The following is a 19,063-nucleotide window of genomic DNA, read 5'->3' on the forward strand; positions in this document are numbered from 1 at the left end:
CCGGTACCCCCGGCGGACCGTCCGGATTCGGCGGTGGACAGGACCAGGGCCGCGGTGGACCCGGTACCCCCGGCGGACCGTCCGCTTTCGGCGGTGGACAGGACCAGGGCCGCGGTGGACCCGGCGCTCCGTCCGGTCCGCCGCCCTTCGGTCGCGAGCCCTTCGGCGGCCCCGGTGGCCCTGGTGCGCCCGGCCCGTCCGGCTTCGGTGGCGACCCCTCGCGTCCGGTTCCGCCGCCGCCCGGGCCCACCCCGCCCGCCGGTCCCGGTGGCATGGCGGGTGCGCCGCAGGCCTTCCAGCAGCCCGGCCCGCCCGCGCCGCCCGCCTTCCCGGGAGAGACCGTCCGGCCCCCGGCCGGCGGCGGCCCCTCCTTCGGCGGCGGTGACGACGACTGGGTGATCTCCCCGCCGTCGTCCGCCGCCCCCGGTGGCGGACAGGGCGGCGGCTACGGCTATCCGCCGCCCGGTGCCACCCAGGCCCCGCCCGGACCCGGCTTCCCGCACGCACCGCAGAGGCCGGCCACCTGGACCGCGACCATCGGCCCGGACCGCGAGTACTTCATGGCGATGATGCAGCGCTCGGGCCCCGAGGCCACGGGCCTGAACCTGCCCGCGTACTCGCCCGAGCAGCAGCGCACGCTCACCGGCAACCAGGTCACCATCGGCCGCCGCCGGCACTCCACCGGCGACACCCCCGACATCGACCTGTCGGTGCCGCCGGAGGACCCGGGTGTCTCGCACCAGCACGCGGTACTGGTCCAGCAGCCGGACGGCACCTGGGCGATCGTCGACCAGAACTCGACGAACGGCACCACGGTCAACGGCTCGGACGAGCCGATCCAGCCGTTCGTGCCGGTGCCGCTGCAGGACGGCGACCGGGTGCACGTGGGCGCCTGGACGACGATCACCGTCCGCAGGGGCTGAAACGACTCGCTGAAACGGCTAAGGGAGGGGCCAGATGTGCGGCCCCTCCGGGTCGTCCAGCCACGCCCGGGCGCACCCGCCGCCGACCGTGACGCCGTACCGTTCGCGGTCCGGCCTGCCCTCGCGCTCCCACAGCGCGTAGGCCTCCCGCGGATCGAGGGCGCCCCGGGACAGGGCGAGCAGGAAGCGGAACAGCTCCTCTTCGCGGGCCCGGCACGGCAGCCCGGCCACGTCCGCCGCCTCCGGTTCCGCGCTGCCCGCGCCGCGCAGCGGCACGAAGTAGGCGGCCGTGGGCAGGAAGCGGCCCTCGGCGTGCCCCGCGTCGTGGACGGTGAGGGTGAGCAGGCCGGTGGCCAGCGGAGTCAGGATGCGGGCGCCGCGGCGGCACTGGGCGAGCCAGGCGCGCGGCACCGTGGGCAGCGCGCAGGTGGCGATGATCCGGTCGAAGGGTGCGCGTTCGGGCACCCCGCGCGCGCCGTCGCCGGTGACGACCACCGGGTGGTACCCGGCCGCCGCCAGGTGCCGTGCGGCCGACTCGGTGATCTCCGGTTCGAGGTCGACGGTGGTGACCAGGTCGTCGTCGCCGAGCCGGTGGGCGAGCAGGGCCGCGTTGTAGCCGGTGCCCGCGCCCACCTCCAGGACCCGGTCGCCGTCCGCCACGCGCAGGGCGACCAGCATCCGCGCCATGAGCGAGGGCTGGCTGCTGGAGGAGAGCAGCTCGCCGTCGCGCAGCCGGGTGGCCAGCGGGACGTCGGCGTAGGCTCCGCGCACCCAGCGCTCCCGTGCCTCGGGATCCGGGCTCTCGCCCCAGCGTCGCTCATAGCCGCGCCGGACGCCGACGTAGTAGTACGGCACGAACAGGTGCCGCGGCACCTGAGCGAACGCCTCCCGCCACACCGGGTCCTCGTCCCAGGCCCCTTCGGCGTCGATCTCCGCCACGAGCGCGGCCCGCGCCGCGGCGGCGAGCGGATCGATCTCGGTGTCGTAGGCGCCCATGGGTTCAGAGTAGGGGCGAGCCGGTGGGGTCCTACGTCTTGAGTCCTGGGCCATCCGGTCTGAGACCATGGACGGGTGAAAGAGATTCGGCGCGGCACGCTTCAGGAGCAGACCTTCTACGAGCAGGTCGGCGGGGAGGAGACCTTCCGCCGGCTCGTCCACCGTTTCTACGAGGGAGTCGCCGAGGATCCGTTCCTCAGGTCCCTGTACCCGGAGGAGGATCTGGGCCCGGCCGAGGAGCGGCTGACCCTCTTCCTCATCCAGTACTGGGGTGGTCCCACCACCTACAGCGACAACCGCGGCCACCCCCGCCTGCGCATGCGGCACGCCCCGTTCACCGTGGACCGGGCGGCGCACGACGCCTGGCTGAGGCACATGCGGGTGGCCGTCGAAGAGCTGGGGCTGTCCGAGGAGCACGAGCGGACGCTGTGGAACTACCTGACGTACGCGGCCCAGTCGATGGTGAACACCCCGGAGTGACCCGCGCCCGACCGGACCACCGGCCGCATGCCGGATTCCGGGGCTGACGACCGCTGAACGCCGGATTGCGGGCGTCCGGCGCCGGAATCCGGTCACGATCCGGTACAGACCGGTCGCCAAACGCTTACCCGTGACCGGTCCCCTCTGCCGGCATCGGCCGGAGATCCGAATACATCCGAAGAGATCCAGAGAGATCCAAAGAGGTTCGGAAGTCCGGACGACACGGGGGTCGGGTGACGGGGTTCGTCGTGTCACGCGCGCGGGCACACCGCCTGCTGCTCGGCTCCACCCTGCTCACCGTGCTGCTGACCACCGCGGTGCCGGCGACACTCACGGCCTACTCGGGCGCGATCGGGGACGCGGCGCTGCGCCATGTGCTCGGTGACCCGCGCAACGCGGCCGCCACCTCACTGATCGTCAAGGCCGACGTCCCGGCCGGCCGGCGCGCCGCCGCCGACACCGCCGTGCGGCAGGGCGCGCGCAGGATCTTCGACGGGCTGCCGCCGACCGTGCGGACGCTGCACCGCTCGGGCCCGTACGCACTGCCCCGCTCGTTGCAGCCGCCCGCCCGGCGGTCGGACGACCCGGACCTGACCTACTTCGCGGCGCTGGACACCACCATCGTCATGGTCACGCACGACCAGGCGGTGGCCGGGGAGGTCCGCCGCACGGTCGCCATCCGCGACGGCCGCACCTCCACCGAGGTGCTGCGCCGCAGCGAGGTGGACGCCACGACGGGTCACGAGACGGTGGTCGCCCGCGAGTACGCCATGCTCGACCGCGCGAGCCGCCTGCAGTTGCCCGCCGAGTACACCAAGGCCCTGACCATGCGCGACCGAGTGGCCCTGGAACTGGAACCGGACCACATCGGGGTGTGGCCGGACGACAGCGAGGAAAGGTAGGCGGGCGGGGTCGCGGTCAGCGCACGCTGACGCCGAGGGCGCCGAGACCGGCACGCCGCACCGCTACGGACCCGTACGGCGTCCGCAGTCTGAGCCACGCCCCCGAGGAGAACAGACCGGTGTCGGCCGCGCCGGTCCCAGGCCGCAGGAAACCCAGGGACTGGGCCGCGTGCACGGCCCGCACCGGAAGCCGGGTCCGCCCTATCTCCCGGGACCAGATGTCCCGCCCGATCCGGTCCAGCTCCGTACGGGTCCGCCGCTCCGGCGCCAGCTCCTCCGTACGGGAGCGGAACTCGGCGACGGCGTCGGCGACCGTCGTCCGCAGCGCCTCCGGCGCCGGCAGCCCCGGCTCGGGCTGCCAGCCGCCGCGCGGCGGCAGGACGCCGGCCCACGGCGGTCCGGTGACCGCGGCCGGTACGGCGGCCGTGGCCGCCCGCTCGTCCAGGGACTCCAGGAACTCACCGGCGGAGACGGTCACATCGAGGGTGACGTCGAGCCCGTTCTCGTACGGCTTCGCCAGCCGCACCGCGCGGACCACCAGCACCTCGAAGGACGGCGGCCGCCCGAACACGGCGAGCGCGGTGCCGGCCGCCTGCAGGCGCACCGCGGCTCCACGGTCGTAGTGGAGCAGCCGGGAGAGGAAGGCGGCGAGGTCGGCCGCCTCCGTCTCGTCGGCCAGGTGGAGCACCGTCATGCGGCGACGGCCTCCTCGGCGGCGTCGTCCCTGTACTCCTGGAGGAACTCCCGCTCCTCCTCGGTGATCCGGCGCGGCCGCTGGGCCTCGAAGTCGAACGGCACGACCACCGTCGAGGCCCGCACGTACACGACATCCTCGTCCTTCACCTCGTAGGTGATGGTGAAGGACGCGGCCCGGATCTCGGTGACCCACAGCTCGATGTCCACCGGGTGGTGCCGGTGCACGAGCTGCCGCTTGTAGTCGATCTCATGGCGCGCCACCACGGAACCCTGCTGGAACTCCTTGTCCGGACGGAACAGGAAGTTGATACGGGCCTCCTCCAGGTAGCGGATGAAGACCGCGTTGTTGACATGGCCGTACGCGTCCATGTCCGACCAGCGCAGCGGACAGCGGTAGATGTGGCGCAAGATCGATCAGCCCCGGGTCAGCTTCTTGTAGGTGGCACGGTGCGGACGCGCGGCGTCCGCACCGAGCCGCTCGACCTTGTTCTTCTCGTACGACTCGAAGTTGCCCTCGAACCAGAACCACTTCGACTCACCCTCGTAGGCGAGGATGTGCGTGGCGACACGGTCGAGGAACCACCGGTCGTGGGAGACGACGACGGCGCAGCCGGGGAAGTCCAGCAGGGCGTTCTCCAGGCTGGAGAGCGTCTCCACGTCGAGGTCGTTGGTGGGCTCGTCGAGGAGCAGCAGGTTGCCGCCCTGCTTCAGGGTCAGCGCCAGGTTGAGCCGGTTGCGCTCACCGCCGGAGAGGATACCGGCCGGCTTCTGCTGGTCCGGGCCCTTGAACCCGAAGGCGGAGACATAGGCGCGGGACGGCATCTCGACCTGCCCGACGTTGATGTAGTCGAGCCCGTCGGACACGACCTCCCACAGCGTCTTCTTGGGGTCGATGTTCTCGCGGCTCTGGTCGACGTAGGAGATCTTGACGGTGTCGCCGACCTTGATGTCGCCGGCGTCCGGGGTCTCCAGGCCCTGGATCATCTTGAACAGCGTGGTCTTGCCGGCACCGTTCGGGCCGATGACGCCAACGATGCCGTTGCGCGGCAGCGTGAAGCTCAGCCCGTCGACGAGGACCTTCTCACCGAAGGCCTTGTTGAGCTTGTCGACCTCGACGACGACGCTGCCCAGACGCGGGCCCGGCGGGATCTGGATCTCCTCGAAGTCCAGTTTCCGCATCTTCTCGGCCTCGGCGGCCATCTCCTCGTACCGCGCGAGACGGGCCTTGGACTTGGCCTGCCGCCCCTTGGCGTTGGAGCGCACCCACTCCAGCTCTTCCTTGAGCCGCTTCTGCCGCTTGGCGTCCTTCTGGCCCTCGACCTTGAGACGGGTGGCCTTGGTCTCCAGGTACGTGGAGTAGTTGCCCTCGTACGGGTAGGCGCGCCCGCGGTCCAGCTCGAGGATCCACTGGGCCACGTTGTCCAGGAAGTACCGGTCGTGGGTGATGGCCACGACGGTGCCCGGGTACTTGGCCAGGTGCTGCTCCAGCCAGTTCACGGACTCGGCGTCGAGGTGGTTGGTGGGCTCGTCGAGGAGCAGCAGGTCGGGCTGCTCCAGCAGCAGCTTGCACAGCGCGACGCGGCGCTTCTCACCACCGGAGAGGTTGGTGACCGGCCAGTCACCGGGCGGGCAGCCCAGCGCGTCCATGGCCTGCTCCAGCTGCGCGTCCAGGTCCCACGCGTTGGCGTGGTCCAGTTCCTCCTGCAGCTTGCCCATCTCGTCGAGCAGGGCGTCGGAGTAGTCGGTCGCCATGAGCTCGGCGATCTCGTTGAACCGGTCGAGCTTGCCCTTGATCTCGGCGACACCCTCCTGGACGTTCTCCAGGACGGTCTTCTCCTCGTTCAGCGGGGGCTCCTGCAGCAGGATGCCGACGCTGTAACCGGGAGACAGGAAGGCGTCGCCGTTGGACGGCTGCTCGAGCCCCGCCATGATCTTCAGCACGGTCGACTTACCGGCACCGTTCGGACCGACGACACCGATCTTCGCCCCCGGCAGGAAGCTCAGGGTGACGTCGTCGAGGATCACCTTGTCGCCGTGCGCTTTGCGCGCCTTGCGCATGGTGTAAATGAACTCAGCCAAGAGAAACCGTCCGGCAGCTTGAAATCTGGCAGTGGGCAGATACACCCCATCTTGCCGTACCGCCACCCCTAGGCGGAAACGCGTCTGGCCGGGCGCCTCTGACCTGGGGTTTCGCTGCCGCGGGCTGAAGGTCGTCTGTCACTGTCGGTCGCCATCGGTCGACCTCGGCCACCCTCGCACGGCCCAGAGACGGCCCAGGAACGATCACTCGTCATCCGCCTGCCACTCATCGAGCCGCACCCTCACCTGATGGTTGCGTGCGTCGAGCCAGTAGACGACGCCCGTGACGGTGGCCCCGCGGGCAGGCAGCTCCATCCCGAGCGGCATGGCTGTGATCTCAGCCAGCCCCAAGGCATCGGGCAGACCTTCTATACGTATGAAGATCTCGAACGGCCGACGGCTCGCGACCTTCCCGGTGATCCGGGTCTCCACGGGCAGAGCATCGACGGTCGCCGCCCAGCTCCGCCGCACCATGTCGCCGGCCGGCACTTCAGGGCCCGTGAGCCTCGCGTACTCATCCATCGCTAGATCATGATGCCCGGGGCGGGTCGGCGCTTAGAAGGCGCCTGGTGGATCTTGGGTCACACCCTTGCTGACCAGCTTGTCTTTGCGTGCCGCGCGTGTCGCGGTCTGCACTTCGACACGCTTTCGACCAATGGATACTTACGGCCTCCGTCTCCGCCCAAGCGTCCTGGGTATCCGTCAGGCATGCATGCTCTCGTGGCCTACCGTTCGTACGACGGCGCCGTCACGGTGTGGGCCTTCGTGATCAGCATCCTCAATTGTGCTGGCGGCGGGTTGGTACATCCGGCGCCGTAGGTAGGTCGACACCTACCGCCTCTCAAGCGGCGGTCTCCTAGCATCCCCTACTGACGGTTGATCGGAATCTCGTAGACGATCTCGCAGTGAGCCGCGGGCACCACGATGTCCGCCGTCTCCACGGGCCGTCCCTCGTCGCTGTAGTACGTCCGCCGGATGTGCGTGACGAGCGCAACCTTCTGGATACCCAGGAGTGACGCCTCCTCGGCGGTCGCCTGCCTCGGTTCCGGCTGCTCCACGGCATGGCTGACGGTGACACCGATAGCGGCCATGCGGTTCACGACGCCTGCCCCGGCGTGCGGCCCTCCCTCGGGGAGGACGACGAGCGTGCCGGCGGTGAGGTCGTACGGCTCCCAGCTCGTCGACAACTGCACCGGCCTGCTGTCGGCCAGGAACTCGTACGTCGTCCGGACGCACAGCTCGCCCTCGGCGATGCCGAGCCGCGCCGCAATGTCCGCAGGAGCCGGCACCTTGGCCTCGGTCCGGCTCTCCCAGTCCCCTTGCCTGCCCACGGCTTTCATGTCCGCCCGGAACGGCGACCGGTCGGGCCGCTCACGCGCGGACGAACGAACCACCCTCACCCGCTGCCGGGGCTCGGCGACGTACGTGCCCGAACCGGCGCGGCCCTCCAGCACACCCTGGGAAATCAGCAGTTCCTGAGCCCGGCGGACCACGTTCTCACCCACCCCGCACTCCTGGCCGATCTGGGCGCGGGACGGCAGGCGGTCCCCGGGCTCCCATACGTGCTCCGCGATCCGGCGCCGGAGTTCGTCGGCGATGCGGAGATAGGGCGGCTGCTCAGGCATATGGAAAATCTAGTCCACTAGCTCTAATCTAGTTAACTAGCTTCACTGAAAGTGATCGCCGGTTGACGGAGGCTGCCCTGTGCCCGCTTCGGGAGTTAGCGCGGCGGCCATCGCTGCCCGGCTGTCCGCCGTCGGCCTCCCAGCCCGGCTGGAGGAGCACGACCGGTACACGTCGGTCGAGGCGGAGTTACCGGAGTCGTTCTCCGCCGAGTCATGGCGGGAGGTCCTGGAAGTGGTGGCCGAGGCCGATCGGTTCGGGCTCCTCGCCACCAGCCTGAGCGGCCGCACCCTCTGGGCGGTCGTACGCAAAACGGTCCCCACGACGAGCGATGTCGGGGGACCGAGCCATCAGCGATAGGAGCTGAGCAGCGTGCTCAACCGTATCCGCCGTGCCGTCTCCGCTCACCAGAGCGCGGTACGCCCCCAAGGGCAGGCACCACCGCCCCTTAATGCCCTCCAAGCCGCCGGCCGCGCCCGCTTTGCCTGCATCCGCTGACGCGCCGACAGTCATCCTGGGCCGGGCTTCCGACAGTGCCAACCACCGGCACCCGCTCGTGGGTGAAGACAACGCACTCGTCCGCCCATACGTGCTGGCTCGGGAGGAGCGGGTACGACTGCGCGCGGTGGTGGTCGCTTCCCACCTGCCCGCTGAAGCATGGTCGCGACTCGCGGGAGTCGGCTGATGCCTGCTCGCCAACAGCCCCGGATCGCCGATGCCTCGGCCGTCCCCTACCGGTCGACTGCCTGCCGTATCGGCACGCACCTTGCCTGCACGGAGTCCTCGCCGGTCCCCGCACCGGTCGACCTGCCGGTCGTCTACGAGACGTGCGCCTGCCCGTGTCACTCGGCGTCCCATCACTCGACGCCTGCGGAGGTGGAGCAGTGAGCGGCTGGGCATCCGCCGGCGCGCTGGCGTCCAACGTCGAGATCACCGCGGCCACCGTGCAGCGTGGCGACGTCATTCAACTGGGAGGCAAGGCGGGGCGGGTGAGCGACCTCTTCCAACTCCCTCGGGGAGTCAAGCGCCTTCTCTTCGAGTCGGGCGAGCTGCTGACCATACATGCGCGAACCCGGCTCGCCGCCGTTCGCGTTGTCAGAAGGTGGTGATTCAGCCCATGCCTCCACGCCACCACGACATCGCTGATGATCTGCGGCAGCAGATCATCACCGGCCGTCTCAAGCCTGGCGAACGCCTCCTGTCCGAGGCAGGCCTGGCCGATCGATACAAGGTCAGCACGGCGACACTCCGGCGTTCCCTCGCGGTCCTCCAGGCCGAAGGCCTCGTCGAGAAGATCCACGGCAAAGGCAACTTCGTCCGCCGCCCACTCCGCAAAATCATCTACGTCGGCGGATGGGGAACGTTGGACCCGTGGACAGCTGCTGAACCGGCCCTGCGCGTCACCGTTCGCACCGCCGCGGTTGCGGCACGCGGGCATCTGACGACCTTGCTGAAGGTACCGATGGGCAGCCCTCTCACCGAGTTTTTCTGCATGAGCCACGAAGGAGAGTCACCCCACGGGCTGGCCCGCATCTACATCCCGCGCGACCTGGCACCGGCCGGAGTGCTGGGCGACGAATCCTCGTGGCGGGAGACGGTCACGCGATTTGCCGTCCTGAGCTCCCCGCCGGCAGCTGTCCGGGAAACGGTATGTAGTCGCCCACCGACACCGGAGGAAGCAGCAGCCCTCCGGATCGGCTCCGCCGTGGCAGTCCTCGGGATCACACGCGTCGCAACCGACGCCGCCGGGCGAGTCGTCGAGGCTGCGCTACTGGTGTTCCCGGGGAATCGCGTCGACGCGGTCTTCACCGCCCACCACGTAACTGATGAGAGGCCAACGCAACGATGACGGCACCGAAGGAACTGCGACTCCTCCCGTGGTCGGGGCCGGAGGGCAAGCCCTGCTACCTGTACACCGACGACAAGGCCGGGTACATGTGTACCCGGTCATGACTTTGGTGACAGTCGGCTGATCGGTGGCTGGCCGCCGAGCGCGGTGTGTTGGCGGCCAGTGTTGTAGAAGTGGAGCCAGGGTGCGAGTGCGTCGGTGCGTTCGGTGTTGCTGGCGAAGACCTGGTGGTAAGCCCACTCGGCTTGCAGGGTGCGGTTGAAGCGTTCGACCTTGCCGTTGGTCCACGGGCAGTGGGGCCGGGTGAACTTCTGCTTGGCTCCCAGGCTCTGGCAGGCGTCGCGGAAGGCTTGGAAGAGCCGGTAGTTCTTGGCGTTGCCGGTCATCACGCGTTCGATGCGGGTGATGCCCTGGCGGGCGAAGAACGCGGCGGCGCGGGTGAGGAAGGCAGCGCAGGTGACACCCTTCTCGTCCGGGAGGATTTCGGCGTAGGCCAGGCGAGAGTGGTCGTCCACCACGGCGTGCACATAGTCGTAGCCGATGCCGCGCTCGCGGACGTTCTCGCTGCGGCCGTGGGCCCGCCAGCCACCGCCGTCGGGGATCTTGCCGAGCTTCTTGACGTCCACGTGCACCAGCCCGCCGGGGCGGGCGTACTCATAGCGCTCGGTGCTGGTGCGCACCGCGCGGATCACCTGCCCGGTCAGCGGGTCACATGCCGCCAGGGCCGGGATGTGGTGGCGGCGCAGGATCCGGGTCACCGTGCGGGCCGGGACACCGGTGGCCTCGCTGATCTGCTCGGGTCCCCGTCGCAGGCGACGGCGGGCGTCAAGGACGCGCTCTTCGACCTCGGCGGCCGTGCGGCGGGGGGAGGTGTGCGGGCGGCTGGAGCGGTCGTGCAGCCCCGGCCAGCCCTCGCTGCGGTAGCGGTTGACCCAGCGGTGAGCGCATTGCCGGGAGACGCCGAGTTCCTTGGCGACATGTGCGACCGGACGCCGGCCGAAGACGACACGACGCACCAGCAGGCATCTGCCGTGATAGGTCAGCCGGGCATTAGCGTGCGCCACCAGGACCTCCGAGGTGAGTGAAGACGGCTATCTCCACTACGCCCGGAGGTCCACCCATGATCAACAACCGGCAGCAGGCGTGTCACCAACCTCCCGGCCGAGTACACCTAGCGCGCCGGCCTGTGGACGTGAACCCCTCGCCTCCCAGCATCTCGATGCTGCACCGGTGCCGTTCGCGCTCCGCCGCCGCTGTGGACGACGTCGTCACAGAGTCAGACGCTGACTTGAGTAGCGCCCGACAGACAGCCTGGCTGCTGTCATCGGTGGTGAAACTTTGGGCATCTGCTGCGCTGCTGCTCTCCGTTCGCTGGACGGGCTCTCGACACGGGCTTCCTAGGGTCGTTTCCGTCCCCCGGTGGTCCGGTTCCCGGATCACCGATCCCCGGATCACCGATCCCCGGAGTCTGGAGACAGCCCATGTGTGCCGTGCCCCGTCGTGCCCTCCGCGCCGCTCCTGCCGCCGTGCTGATGTTCGCCCTCGCCGCCTGCGGTGGTGGTTCCGACGACAACTCCGGCAGTTCGAAGTCGGACACCCAGCAGGCCGCCCAGGGCACGGGGGTGCTGATGCGGCGGGGGAGGCCGCGGGGGACACCGACGGCAACAAGGAACCGCCGCTGACGGGCGATGTGAAGCAGAAGGCCGAGGCGGCGGCCGTCGCCGCGTACCCGGGCACGGTGGTGAAGTCCGAGGAGGACGCGGAGAAGCCCGGCATGTACGCGGTGGAGGTGAAGAAGAAGGACGGCACCTCGGTCGAGGTCTACCTGGACGAGTCCTTCAAGGTCACCGCCACCAAGCAGGAAGGCAGCGAGGAGACAGAGAACGACGGCTGAGACGCGCGGGCCCACCGGCAGGAAGGGAGACACAGGTGCCGCAATACTTCTCCTTGCCCTGGGTCCGGTGGGCCCTTCTTGCCGGCCTGGCCACGGGAGTACACACCTCAATTGGCCATTGGTTGAGCAGCTGTTGACGGTCGTCATTGGTCGTCGTCGGTCGTCGCGAGAGGTTCCCAACTCGCACGCCAGGCGTCAGGCCGTGCTGTCGGAGGCGGCTTGTATCCTGCACGCATTCGACGATCGGACGATCACGGATACGGGCATGCGGGCCCGGGGCGGGCGTCCAGGGGCGGGAGCGCGGGGATTTCGATGAGTGACGCACATCCGATACGAAGCCGCAGACCGGGCCTCTCGGTCGGTGCGCGCATCATCGCCGTGGTCGTCCTCACCGCCATCGGGGCCGTCTGCGCCTGGCTCCAGCACGACGCTCCCGGCCGGAGTGTGGAGCCGCGTACGGAGTTCACCGCGAACAACCCGCCCGCCGGTCTGCCCACCGCGCTCACCACCGGACAGCACCTCCACTGGTCCCGCTGCACCGCGCCGCCCACCGCGCGCACGGGCTACGACTGCGCCGCCATGACGGCCCCCCTCGACTACCGGAAACCAGACGGCAGGACGATCGACGTCGCCCTGATCCGCCGCAAGGCCACCGGCCCGAACGTCCGGCGCATCGGCTCGCTCGTCCTCAACTTCGGCGGCCCCGGCGTGTCCGGCGTGCTTGGACTGCCTGAATTCCTCAACGAGTACAGGCCGCTCCTCGACCGCTACGACCTGGTCTCCTTCGACCCGCGCGGCGTCGGCGCGACCATCCCCGTGCGCTGTGGGAAGACCGCGGACGACACCGGTTACGACGGCGACGACGCCTGCGTCAAGTACTCCGGGGCGCTCCTCCCGTACATCGGCACCTCGCACACCGCGCGCGACCTCGACCTGATGCGCTACCTCCTCGGCGACGAGCGGCTGCACTACTTCGGCGTCTCGTACGGAACGGCGCTCGGCGCGGTCTACGCCCACCTGTACCCGTCGCACGTCGGACGGCTCGTCCTCGAAGCGTCCGTCGATCCGACCGAGGACCTCGACGAGAAGAAGGTGTCGCAGGTCAAGGCGGTCCAGGCGGCGTTCGACCGGTTCGCCGTGCACTGCGCGGCCCGTATCCGCCACTGCCCGACCGGCGACGGGCCCGATGAGGCCGCGCGACGCATGGCGCGCCTGGCCGACCGCCTGGAGAAGAAGCCCGCCCCGGCCGGCGGCGGAAGGAACCTCGACGCCGACGACCTCGCGTACGCCGTCAGCGAGCATCTCCGCCTCGGCACGGACGGCTGGTCGCCGCTCGCCAAGGCCCTCACCGCGCTGATCGACCACAACGACGGCCGTCCGCTGAGCAAGGGCGCGGACGACATCGGCTCCGCTGACCGCGCGGCGGCCCCGCGCGACAACAGCCGCGTCGCCCAGACCGCGATCACCTGCGCGGACTCCAGCCTGCGCCCCGGCTTTGAACGCCTCGACCGGGACAAGGCCCGCATCAAAGCCGCCTCACCTGTCTTCGGCGCAGCCTGGTCCACCGGCGTCTATCTCTGCTACGGCTGGCCGTTCGACGGCGAGCGCGCCACGCCCCAGGTGAACGCCGACGGCGCGGCGCCCGTCCTGGTGGTCGGCGGCACCGGCGACCCGATCACCCCCTACCCCGGCGCCCGCCACATGGCCCGCGCCCTGGGCGACGGTGTCGGCGTGCTCCTGACGGCCCAGGAGGAGGGCCACGGCACATACCCGCAGAACCACTGCGTCAAGAAGACGGTCGACCACTACCTCCGCACGGGCCGCACGCCGGCCCGTGGGACGGTGTGCCGGGGCAGCATGTCCTGAGGCTCGTACGGATCCACCGGGCAACTCAGCAACAGCGCATCGAGCTTGCGCTCGCGCGCAACAAGCAGGAGGAGTACCCCCGCCGTGCGGTGGTGACCGGGCCCGGAAGGCTCTCGGGCAGGCTCTCCGGCCGCAAGATCACGAGGGCTGAGGTTCCAGAGAGGTTCCCCAGCATGAAAACGCCCCCGATCTGCGCCGTTCACGCAGGTCGGGGGCGTGATCACAATCCCTACTTCTTCTTGCCCTGGGTCTTGTCGGGGATCTTGGGGACCTGGGTTTTCCCTGCTCAGGAGCAGTGGGCTCGTGCGCCTGGTGGTCGTCGTTGGTCGTCATTGGCCGCTGTCGAGCGGCCTCGGACGGCCCAGGGACGGCCCAGCTTCAGCGCGCTCGGCTGACGGCCAGCACCCTCGATGCGCCCAGTCTGAAGCTCAGCCGACGACAGTCAGCCACGACGAGGGGTCAGCCGCCCGTGCAGGCACGCGTGTGCCTCGCTGTGCCCCCGCCGGCCTGAGCCACGCTGTCGACCGTCGAACAGCACAAGCCGCTCCTACGGAAGCGGATACGTGACACATTGCGTGATGACCTCTTCGTCCCGAAGCAACTTGGGGCGGGGGCCCTGCCTCGGCTGGCATGCTTCTCACCTGCGTAGATGGTCCGCAGACGTCCGCGCTCGTCCGCCGCTGTTCGTTGGCGTTGTCACGCAGTTACTGACCTTTGCGGCGTCTTGTCGTTGGGGGCTGACGATGTGTGATCGTCGCGGTATGCCTGTTGTGTGAGATATCCGCAGGGTGGTGGGCTGACGCCGGAACGGCAGGCGTTTCGCGAGCGGATCCGGCTGGAGGCCGCGGAGCGATTCGCTGCCGGTGCCTGCAACGCCGAGGTCGCCAAGGACTTACGGGTGAGTGTGCGCTCGGTGCAGCGCTGGCGCCGGGCCTGGCACGACGCCGGCACCGAGGGGCTGCGCTCTGCCGGGAGCGTCTCACGGCCCAAGCTGAGTGAGGCCCTGTTCACCGTGCTCGAGCAGGAGCTCGCCAAGGGGCCGGTCGCACACGGCTGGCCGGACCAGACGTGGACGCTGGTGCGGATCAAGACGCTGATCGGGCGCCGGTTCCACAAGAGCATGACGCTGTCGGCGATCGCGCGGATGCTGCACCGGCACGGCTTCAGCCACCAGGTCCCGGCCCGCCGAGCCATCGAGCGCGACGAGGAGGCCGTGGCGGGCTGGGTGAAGGAGACCTGGCCGCAGGTGGAAGGTCCGTGGCGGCGCTCGACGCCTGGCTGTGCTTCGAAGACGAAGCCGGCTTCTCGATGACGCCGCCCACCACACGGACCTGGGCCCGGCGCGGACACACACCCGTCATCCGGGTGAGGGGACGCTCCCAGCGCCGCTTCTCCATCGCCGCCCTGGCCTGCTACAAGCACGGTGAACGCTCACGGCTGATCTACCGGCCCAAGCGGCATCTCGATCACAAGCGCGGCGGCAGACGCAGTTTCACCTGGACCGACTACCGCGACCTGCTCATCGCCGCACACCAGCAACTCGGCGCACCCATCGTGCTCGTGTGGGACAACCTCAACGTCCACAAGGACCGCCGACTGCGGGAGTTCATCAACACCCACGACTGGATCACCTGCTACTTCCTGCCGGCCTACGCACCAGACCTCAACCCCGTCGAGGGCATCTGGTCCTTGCTGCGGCGCAGCAGCCAAGCCAACACCGCCTTCACCGACCCCGACCACCTCATCAGCACGCTCCGACATGGTCTCCGCCAGATCCAGTACCGCAGCAACCTCATCAACGGATGCCTCACCGAAACCGGCCTCACCATGACGACACCACGGCGACAACGTCAGTAGACACTCACAGGCCGGGTGTCCGATGCGTCACTCCTGGTCGGGGGTAGGCGGTACACCAGCCTATCCACTCGCGTGTCAACGATCCCTTGCCAAAATACGAAGGGAAGGAGTCGCACGCGGATCTCTTCGTTCGACGTGTGATGCCGAACCTCTTCTCAGTGCGGCCAGGCGTCCCGCGTCCGTGGTGGCCTGCTTGGCGTCGTGCTCGGCCGCCCGTAGCCGTGCGGTGCGGCCTTGGTAGCGGGAGACGATCGGCTTGGTCCGCTCCGCCTTGATGTGCTCTGTCTCAAGCAGGAACACGAGCCCCAAAGCCGGTACTGTCCCGCCGCATCGTCGTTGCCTCCCTCCGATGCCTGGCGTTGCTGCGCTTCGAAGTGCCGGGCCCTTTATTGCGTGGTCGGTCGCCCGAAGGTCGGCTCGCACGCAACGCATGCGCCTATGGGCTAGTTTTTGCAAAAAGGACTCAATCGTCTCTGGGTGCTGCCATGATGTCGTATCGCTTGAGACCGAGGGGGACTTTAGTATGTCCGAAACTCAAAACGCTGCCGATACCGATCCGGTGGTGGCTCCAGCATCAGATCGTTCATGGTCTGAAAGGCACAGCGTATTGATCAACACCATCGGAGGCGTGTTGATTGCTGTAGTCAGTAGCGGAGGGACATTGTTAGCCACAGGAGGTGGTTCTGGCGGTGACCCTGGGCCAAAGGTGACGGTGACTGCTAGCCCCAAGGCTTCACGCCCTTCCGTCCAGGTAACAAGTAGTGCTGTATCCGGAGACGCGGGAGACGGTGCAGCCGTGCCGTTTTCTGGGACGATCAAAAACATGCCACCAGGACATGACCTTTGGTTTATTGCGCAAGATGCCTCAAGTCTGCGCTACTATATTCCGAGTAACCCGTGTAGATTGTCTGGTGCTGATTGGGACTGCGGATCCCGACGTATCGGAAGATACACAGATAAGGGAAAAAGGACCTACATGCTCCTCGCTCTCGTGGACGCAAGTGGGATGCGTTGGCTTGACGGTTATGTGGCAAGCAAACACCCTGAAGGAACTGACACTTTGGGGCAAGGAGTAACTGTTTTGAAATCAGTTCCAGTTACCCGGACGAAATGACTGGGCAACTCTGAAGAGCCTATTCTGACGCGTTAGGCAGAGGCATGGCGTCAGTGAGCCGCGACACGGCTCCTGAGGCCATGAAAGGATCGGGCTTTTGAGTTGGTCAGCCGGTAATGGGACGCTGCGCATTGACCACGGTCCACCCCTGTGGTCCAGGGTCTTCAGCGTGAGGCGACCATTAGTCAGCGCCACGGCATGGCACGGATGACACTCACCGTAAGGTGCCGATAACGTATGCGCTCATCTAGCCAATGCACCACTTTGGGGCCTTCCAGAACCTCAAGCAACTCGCGACATCGTGTGATGCCTCCCGCTCGAGGAGTCGCCACGATTAGGTGATTGTCTACCGCAACAGGGCTGTGGCCGACGACAAGTACACCGGCTCCCCGGCTTCCGCCCTTTGCTCCCTGGCCAGGGCGAGAAGTGCGGCGGAGGACAACGAAGGGTGGCGTAAACAGGCGGCCGGTGAAACGTCTGGAGCGCGTAGGCGATTCTATCTCGCCGCCTGCCGGCAGCGACCGAGCAGTTAGGTAGGGAACCTCCGGGCCGGTATGCGGATCGCGGTTGTCAACCACGGTACCTACTGCTACTTCGAAGAGGTCATTCAAACGAGTCTCTTCGTCTGTCTCCGCCCCAGGCCACCAAGAAACCGTACCGGGATGGCCTCTCCTTGTCCTCACTGCAGCAAGTAGGAAGACATCCACGTCCGTGTGAAGGTCGAATAGCCCGTGGAGCCTGACTCCTGTGATTTCGAGCCGAGAGGTCAGGTCCTCCCGCCAAGCGGCGTACCTACTGCCGCTTCTGAGGACATCAGGCAGAACAGCAGTTATGCATCCGCCCTGCTGCAGCGCAGCGGCAGCGCTGGCTGTGAACATTGCTGCCAATGAAGTACGTCCGCTTGACCAGGTGCAGGATGAAGGCGCAACTTCAGTGCCATAGGGAGGGTTCAGTAGCAAGTTGCCACGAAACCGAGTTGTTTTTTCTGCGGAGTTGAGGGCTTCAAGACCGTCCCCTACCTGCACTCCAGGGAATGCTGACTTCAGTCTGCGAGTTGGCAGAGTGATGGTGTCGCCTCGGAGGCGATGTCTCTCTAGGAGCGCCAGTATGAGCCGTGCCTTTGTGACAGCAATGAAAGGTGCATGCAGATCATGCCCTCGCAAACGGCGATTCCAGATCGTGAGAGTGTCTGCAGGTGTGGGACCGAGAGGAAGTTGTGCTGTGGCCGCCAGGAGCAGGTCACCCGCTCCGCAAGTTGGATCCCAGATCGGACGTTGAGGGTCCGCCGGCTGCTGCCTCAGCATTTCCGCGAAGGTGTGCCTTACAGAGCCTGTGGTAAAGAACGAGCCGATGTCCCTGCGCACTTGACGAGGTATCAGGGCTCGAAGCTGGATTGCCGGCTCATCCGCAAGGGCTTGCTTAACGTCATCCGCTACATGCGTCCACTGACCAGATGCCGCTTCCGTGACCACACGGAAAAGGGGACATTGCCCCTGCGCTGGCGTGCCACTTCGCTATGGCGACCCTTAAACTCCGCTTCACCCCGCCAGTTGTATAGAGTGGCGGTTGCCTCTCCGTCCTCATCGAGGCTTGCTACGAGGCGATACTCGTACTGTTCGAAGAGGTGGGGCTTGATTAGCTCGGCAAGCGCAGAAAATTCTGGTGCGTCGCAATATACCTGAAAAGCCCCCTTATCTGCGAAAGGTCCAGTTAGAAGAAGAAGTGATCGGGCGAGGCGCTCGGCATCTTTGGTTCCTATGCCGCGGCGAAGGCTAGTTACATCGATGACTGTGCCATGACGAAACGAACCGTAGTGTTCGATTTGCCGTGTTTCTATTGAAATCGGGACGTCTTCCACGGCGTAGGATGAATCGACTTGATCCCAATCAATGGTTAGGCGGTGCTCGACGCCTGGTTCGGATTTCGGGCGTGTTGTGACCGTCACCTTGGTGCCCAGCCTTAGAGCTGCGATTCTGCCTAGCCCTTTTTCGCCAACTTTGCGACGCCCTGAGCGGGTATGCGTTTGTGTGGCGTCGGCTTTTCCGGACTTACCGATCAAGAGGAATCCGGATGCCAATTGCTGTGCCGTCATTCCGTCGCCGTCATCGGAGACAAGTAGATTTCCGCCCTCCTCTGTAGCGTTCTTGATTTGAATCTGGCAAACGGCGGCGTCAGCGTCGTAGGCGTTTCTGACGAGTTCCATGATGCCGAGGTCAGGGTGCGGAACAAGCTCCTCGCCGAGACGTACCAGGATCTCGGGGGCGAAGCGCAGCCGATGGTCCATAGTCGTGCCGGCCCTCCAGGTAGACATCTGGGGCAGGCCTACCATGCCCCTCCCTCGCGCATGGTAGTCCTCAACCTGACGAAACCATCTGGTACTTCATACGCAACCGGTCCGAGTCGGACGGGAGCGCGCTCAGTTTGGTCATTGTCACTGAGTAGCGGGGGTGGGGGGCCGCCCCAACCCCAGGTAGGCCGGCTGGGGGCTGCTGGGATGAGCCTGCGCGTCATTACGGGAGCGGCCACGAGGGGTCATCACACGGGCCGCCCTTGGCACGCGGCATGAGCCTGGCGTGCGCCTTGGTCAGCTGCACCGGAACTGCCGCGGCAAGCGCGATGATCGTATCGGCGGGAGCGGCCGGTGCCCCGGCGGGCTCAGCAGTGGATGGCGCGCTGTCGCTGGATCCGGTGTTCTCTGTGGCCTTGTCCGCCCTCGTGGAGGGAGGCCGGTCCCTTGGCGGTGCCAGGACGCGCGTGATGAGGCCGGGCGCGATGCCGACGATG

Annotated in this window: 18 protein-coding genes and 2 pseudogenes; 12 read left to right on the plus strand and 8 right to left on the minus strand. The window is 67.6% G+C overall.

What is annotated here, in order from left to right; genetic code table 11:
• On the plus strand, positions 1-923 hold a 923-nt coding region (locus tag ACFZDC_RS31725; RefSeq protein ID WP_391329231.1), incomplete at its 5' end, for an FHA domain-containing protein.
• An 18-nt stretch (positions 924-941) separates the two neighbouring features.
• Here the strand turns inward: ACFZDC_RS31725 and ACFZDC_RS31730 are convergent.
• Positions 942-1,919 (minus strand): methyltransferase domain-containing protein, encoded by a 978-nt coding sequence (locus ACFZDC_RS31730; protein ID WP_391329232.1) that lies wholly within the window; start codon positions 1,917-1,919, stop codon positions 942-944.
• Between the two features lie 75 nt (positions 1,920-1,994).
• Here ACFZDC_RS31730 and ACFZDC_RS31735 point away from each other — a divergent pair, with 75 nt between their 5' ends.
• The 3 genes and pseudogenes from ACFZDC_RS31735 to ACFZDC_RS31745 all read left to right on the plus strand — a co-directional run.
• The gene (locus tag ACFZDC_RS31735; protein ID WP_391329233.1) at positions 1,995-2,399 is read left to right on the plus strand and encodes a globin; all 405 of its coding nucleotides are present in this window, start codon (positions 1,995-1,997) and stop codon (positions 2,397-2,399) included.
• A gap of 233 nt (positions 2,400-2,632) precedes the next feature.
• Positions 2,633-3,031, plus strand: a pseudogene (locus tag ACFZDC_RS31740) (ABC transporter permease); the annotation flags it as partial.
• Positions 3,008-3,301, plus strand: a pseudogene (locus ACFZDC_RS31745) (ABC transporter ATP-binding protein); the annotation flags it as partial. The pseudogenes ACFZDC_RS31740 and ACFZDC_RS31745, both read left to right, overlap by 24 nt.
• A 16-nt stretch (positions 3,302-3,317) precedes the next feature.
• On the opposite strand, the gene ACFZDC_RS31750 reads toward ACFZDC_RS31745, so the two are convergent.
• The 5 genes from ACFZDC_RS31750 to ACFZDC_RS31770 form a co-directional block, all read right to left on the minus strand.
• Positions 3,318-3,995 carry a hypothetical protein gene (locus ACFZDC_RS31750; RefSeq protein ID WP_391329234.1) on the minus strand — a complete coding sequence of 226 codons (678 nt, stop codon included), beginning with the start codon at positions 3,993-3,995 and terminating at the stop codon, positions 3,318-3,320.
• Positions 3,992-4,405 carry a thioesterase family protein gene (locus ACFZDC_RS31755; protein WP_391329235.1) on the minus strand — a complete coding sequence of 138 codons (414 nt, stop codon included), beginning with the start codon at positions 4,403-4,405 and terminating at the stop codon, positions 3,992-3,994. Before ACFZDC_RS31755 ends, ACFZDC_RS31750 begins: the two co-directional genes overlap by 4 nt.
• Before the next feature lie 6 nt (positions 4,406-4,411).
• Positions 4,412-6,076, minus strand: coding sequence for an energy-dependent translational throttle protein EttA (gene ettA / locus ACFZDC_RS31760; protein WP_391329236.1), 1,665 nt, complete (start codon positions 6,074-6,076; stop codon positions 4,412-4,414).
• A 204-nt stretch (positions 6,077-6,280) separates the two neighbouring features.
• Positions 6,281-6,598 carry a hypothetical protein gene (locus ACFZDC_RS31765; RefSeq protein WP_391329237.1) on the minus strand — a complete coding sequence of 106 codons (318 nt, stop codon included), beginning with the start codon at positions 6,596-6,598 and terminating at the stop codon, positions 6,281-6,283.
• Positions 6,599-6,942: 344 nt separating this feature from the next.
• Positions 6,943-7,701, minus strand: a complete 759-nt coding sequence (locus ACFZDC_RS31770; RefSeq protein WP_391329238.1) for a UTRA domain-containing protein — start codon at positions 7,699-7,701, stop codon at positions 6,943-6,945.
• A 79-nt stretch (positions 7,702-7,780) separates the two neighbouring features.
• Here ACFZDC_RS31770 and ACFZDC_RS31775 point away from each other — a divergent pair, with 79 nt between their 5' ends.
• From ACFZDC_RS31775 to ACFZDC_RS31785, 3 genes are all read left to right on the plus strand, one after another.
• Positions 7,781-8,059 carry a hypothetical protein gene (locus ACFZDC_RS31775; RefSeq protein ID WP_391329239.1) on the plus strand — a complete coding sequence of 93 codons (279 nt, stop codon included), beginning with the start codon at positions 7,781-7,783 and terminating at the stop codon, positions 8,057-8,059.
• Positions 8,060-8,583: 524 nt separating this feature from the next.
• Positions 8,584-8,808: a hypothetical protein gene (locus ACFZDC_RS31780; RefSeq protein ID WP_391329240.1), complete on the plus strand. Its 225-nt coding sequence runs from the start codon at positions 8,584-8,586 to the stop codon at positions 8,806-8,808.
• An 8-nt stretch (positions 8,809-8,816) separates the two neighbouring features.
• Positions 8,817-9,548: a GntR family transcriptional regulator gene (locus ACFZDC_RS31785; RefSeq protein ID WP_391329241.1), complete on the plus strand. Its 732-nt coding sequence runs from the start codon at positions 8,817-8,819 to the stop codon at positions 9,546-9,548.
• Positions 9,549-9,646: 98 nt separating this feature from the next.
• Here the strand turns inward: ACFZDC_RS31785 and ACFZDC_RS31790 are convergent, their stop codons facing one another.
• Positions 9,647-10,612, minus strand: a complete 966-nt coding sequence (locus tag ACFZDC_RS31790) for an IS481 family transposase (protein ID WP_391329242.1) — start codon at positions 10,610-10,612, stop codon at positions 9,647-9,649.
• A gap of 426 nt (positions 10,613-11,038) precedes the next feature.
• On the opposite strand from ACFZDC_RS31790, the gene ACFZDC_RS31795 reads away from it, so the two are divergent.
• The 5 genes from ACFZDC_RS31795 (at position 11,039) to ACFZDC_RS31815 (ending at position 15,165) form a co-directional block, all read left to right on the plus strand.
• On the plus strand, positions 11,039-11,230 hold the full coding sequence (locus tag ACFZDC_RS31795) for a hypothetical protein (RefSeq protein ID WP_391329243.1): 192 nt from the start codon (positions 11,039-11,041) through the stop codon (positions 11,228-11,230).
• Positions 11,231-11,238: 8 nt separating this feature from the next.
• Entirely contained in the window at positions 11,239-11,442 is a 204-nt protein-coding gene (locus ACFZDC_RS31800; RefSeq protein ID WP_391329244.1) for a hypothetical protein, read from the plus strand.
• 312 nt (positions 11,443-11,754) lie between these two features.
• Positions 11,755-13,308 carry an alpha/beta fold hydrolase gene (locus ACFZDC_RS31805; RefSeq protein ID WP_391329245.1) on the plus strand — a complete coding sequence of 518 codons (1,554 nt, stop codon included), beginning with the start codon at positions 11,755-11,757 and terminating at the stop codon, positions 13,306-13,308.
• 772 nt (positions 13,309-14,080) lie between these two features.
• On the plus strand, positions 14,081-14,620 hold the full coding sequence (locus ACFZDC_RS31810; RefSeq protein ID WP_391329246.1) for a winged helix-turn-helix domain-containing protein: 540 nt from the start codon (positions 14,081-14,083) through the stop codon (positions 14,618-14,620).
• Positions 14,617-15,165 carry a transposase gene (locus ACFZDC_RS31815; protein WP_391329261.1) on the plus strand — a complete coding sequence of 183 codons (549 nt, stop codon included), beginning with the start codon at positions 14,617-14,619 and terminating at the stop codon, positions 15,163-15,165. Before ACFZDC_RS31810 ends, ACFZDC_RS31815 begins: the two co-directional genes overlap by 4 nt.
• Positions 15,166-17,711: 2,546 nt before the next feature.
• On the opposite strand, the gene ACFZDC_RS31820 is transcribed toward ACFZDC_RS31815, so the two are convergent.
• Positions 17,712-18,563 (minus strand): ATP-binding protein, encoded by an 852-nt coding sequence (locus tag ACFZDC_RS31820; RefSeq protein WP_391329247.1) that lies wholly within the window; start codon positions 18,561-18,563, stop codon positions 17,712-17,714.
• Between the last annotated feature and the right edge of the window lie 500 nt (positions 18,564-19,063).

Source organism: Streptomyces sp. NPDC007905 (genome assembly GCF_042959345.1).
Taxonomy (GTDB): domain Bacteria; phylum Actinomycetota; class Actinomycetes; order Streptomycetales; family Streptomycetaceae; genus Streptomyces.

What these genes read in the sequence shown, in the direction of transcription:
- ACFZDC_RS31805 (WP_391329245.1), top strand. Translation starts at nt 11,755, where the DNA reads ATGAGTGACGCACATCCGATACGAAGCCGCAGACCGGGCCTCTCGGTC.
- ACFZDC_RS31815 (WP_391329261.1), top strand. Translation starts at nt 14,617, where the DNA reads ATGACGCCGCCCACCACACGGACCTGGGCCCGGCGCGGACACACACCC.
- ACFZDC_RS31785 (WP_391329241.1), top strand. Translation starts at nt 8,817, where the DNA reads ATGCCTCCACGCCACCACGACATCGCTGATGATCTGCGGCAGCAGATC.
- ACFZDC_RS31770 (WP_391329238.1), bottom strand. Translation starts at nt 7,701, where the DNA reads ATGCCTGAGCAGCCGCCCTATCTCCGCATCGCCGACGAACTCCGGCGC.
- ACFZDC_RS31750 (WP_391329234.1), bottom strand. Translation starts at nt 3,995, where the DNA reads ATGACGGTGCTCCACCTGGCCGACGAGACGGAGGCGGCCGACCTCGCC.
- ACFZDC_RS31820 (WP_391329247.1), bottom strand. Translation starts at nt 18,563, where the DNA reads ATGGACCATCGGCTGCGCTTCGCCCCCGAGATCCTGGTACGTCTCGGC.
- ACFZDC_RS31730 (WP_391329232.1), bottom strand. Translation starts at nt 1,919, where the DNA reads ATGGGCGCCTACGACACCGAGATCGATCCGCTCGCCGCCGCGGCGCGG.
- ACFZDC_RS31765 (WP_391329237.1), bottom strand. Translation starts at nt 6,598, where the DNA reads ATGGATGAGTACGCGAGGCTCACGGGCCCTGAAGTGCCGGCCGGCGAC.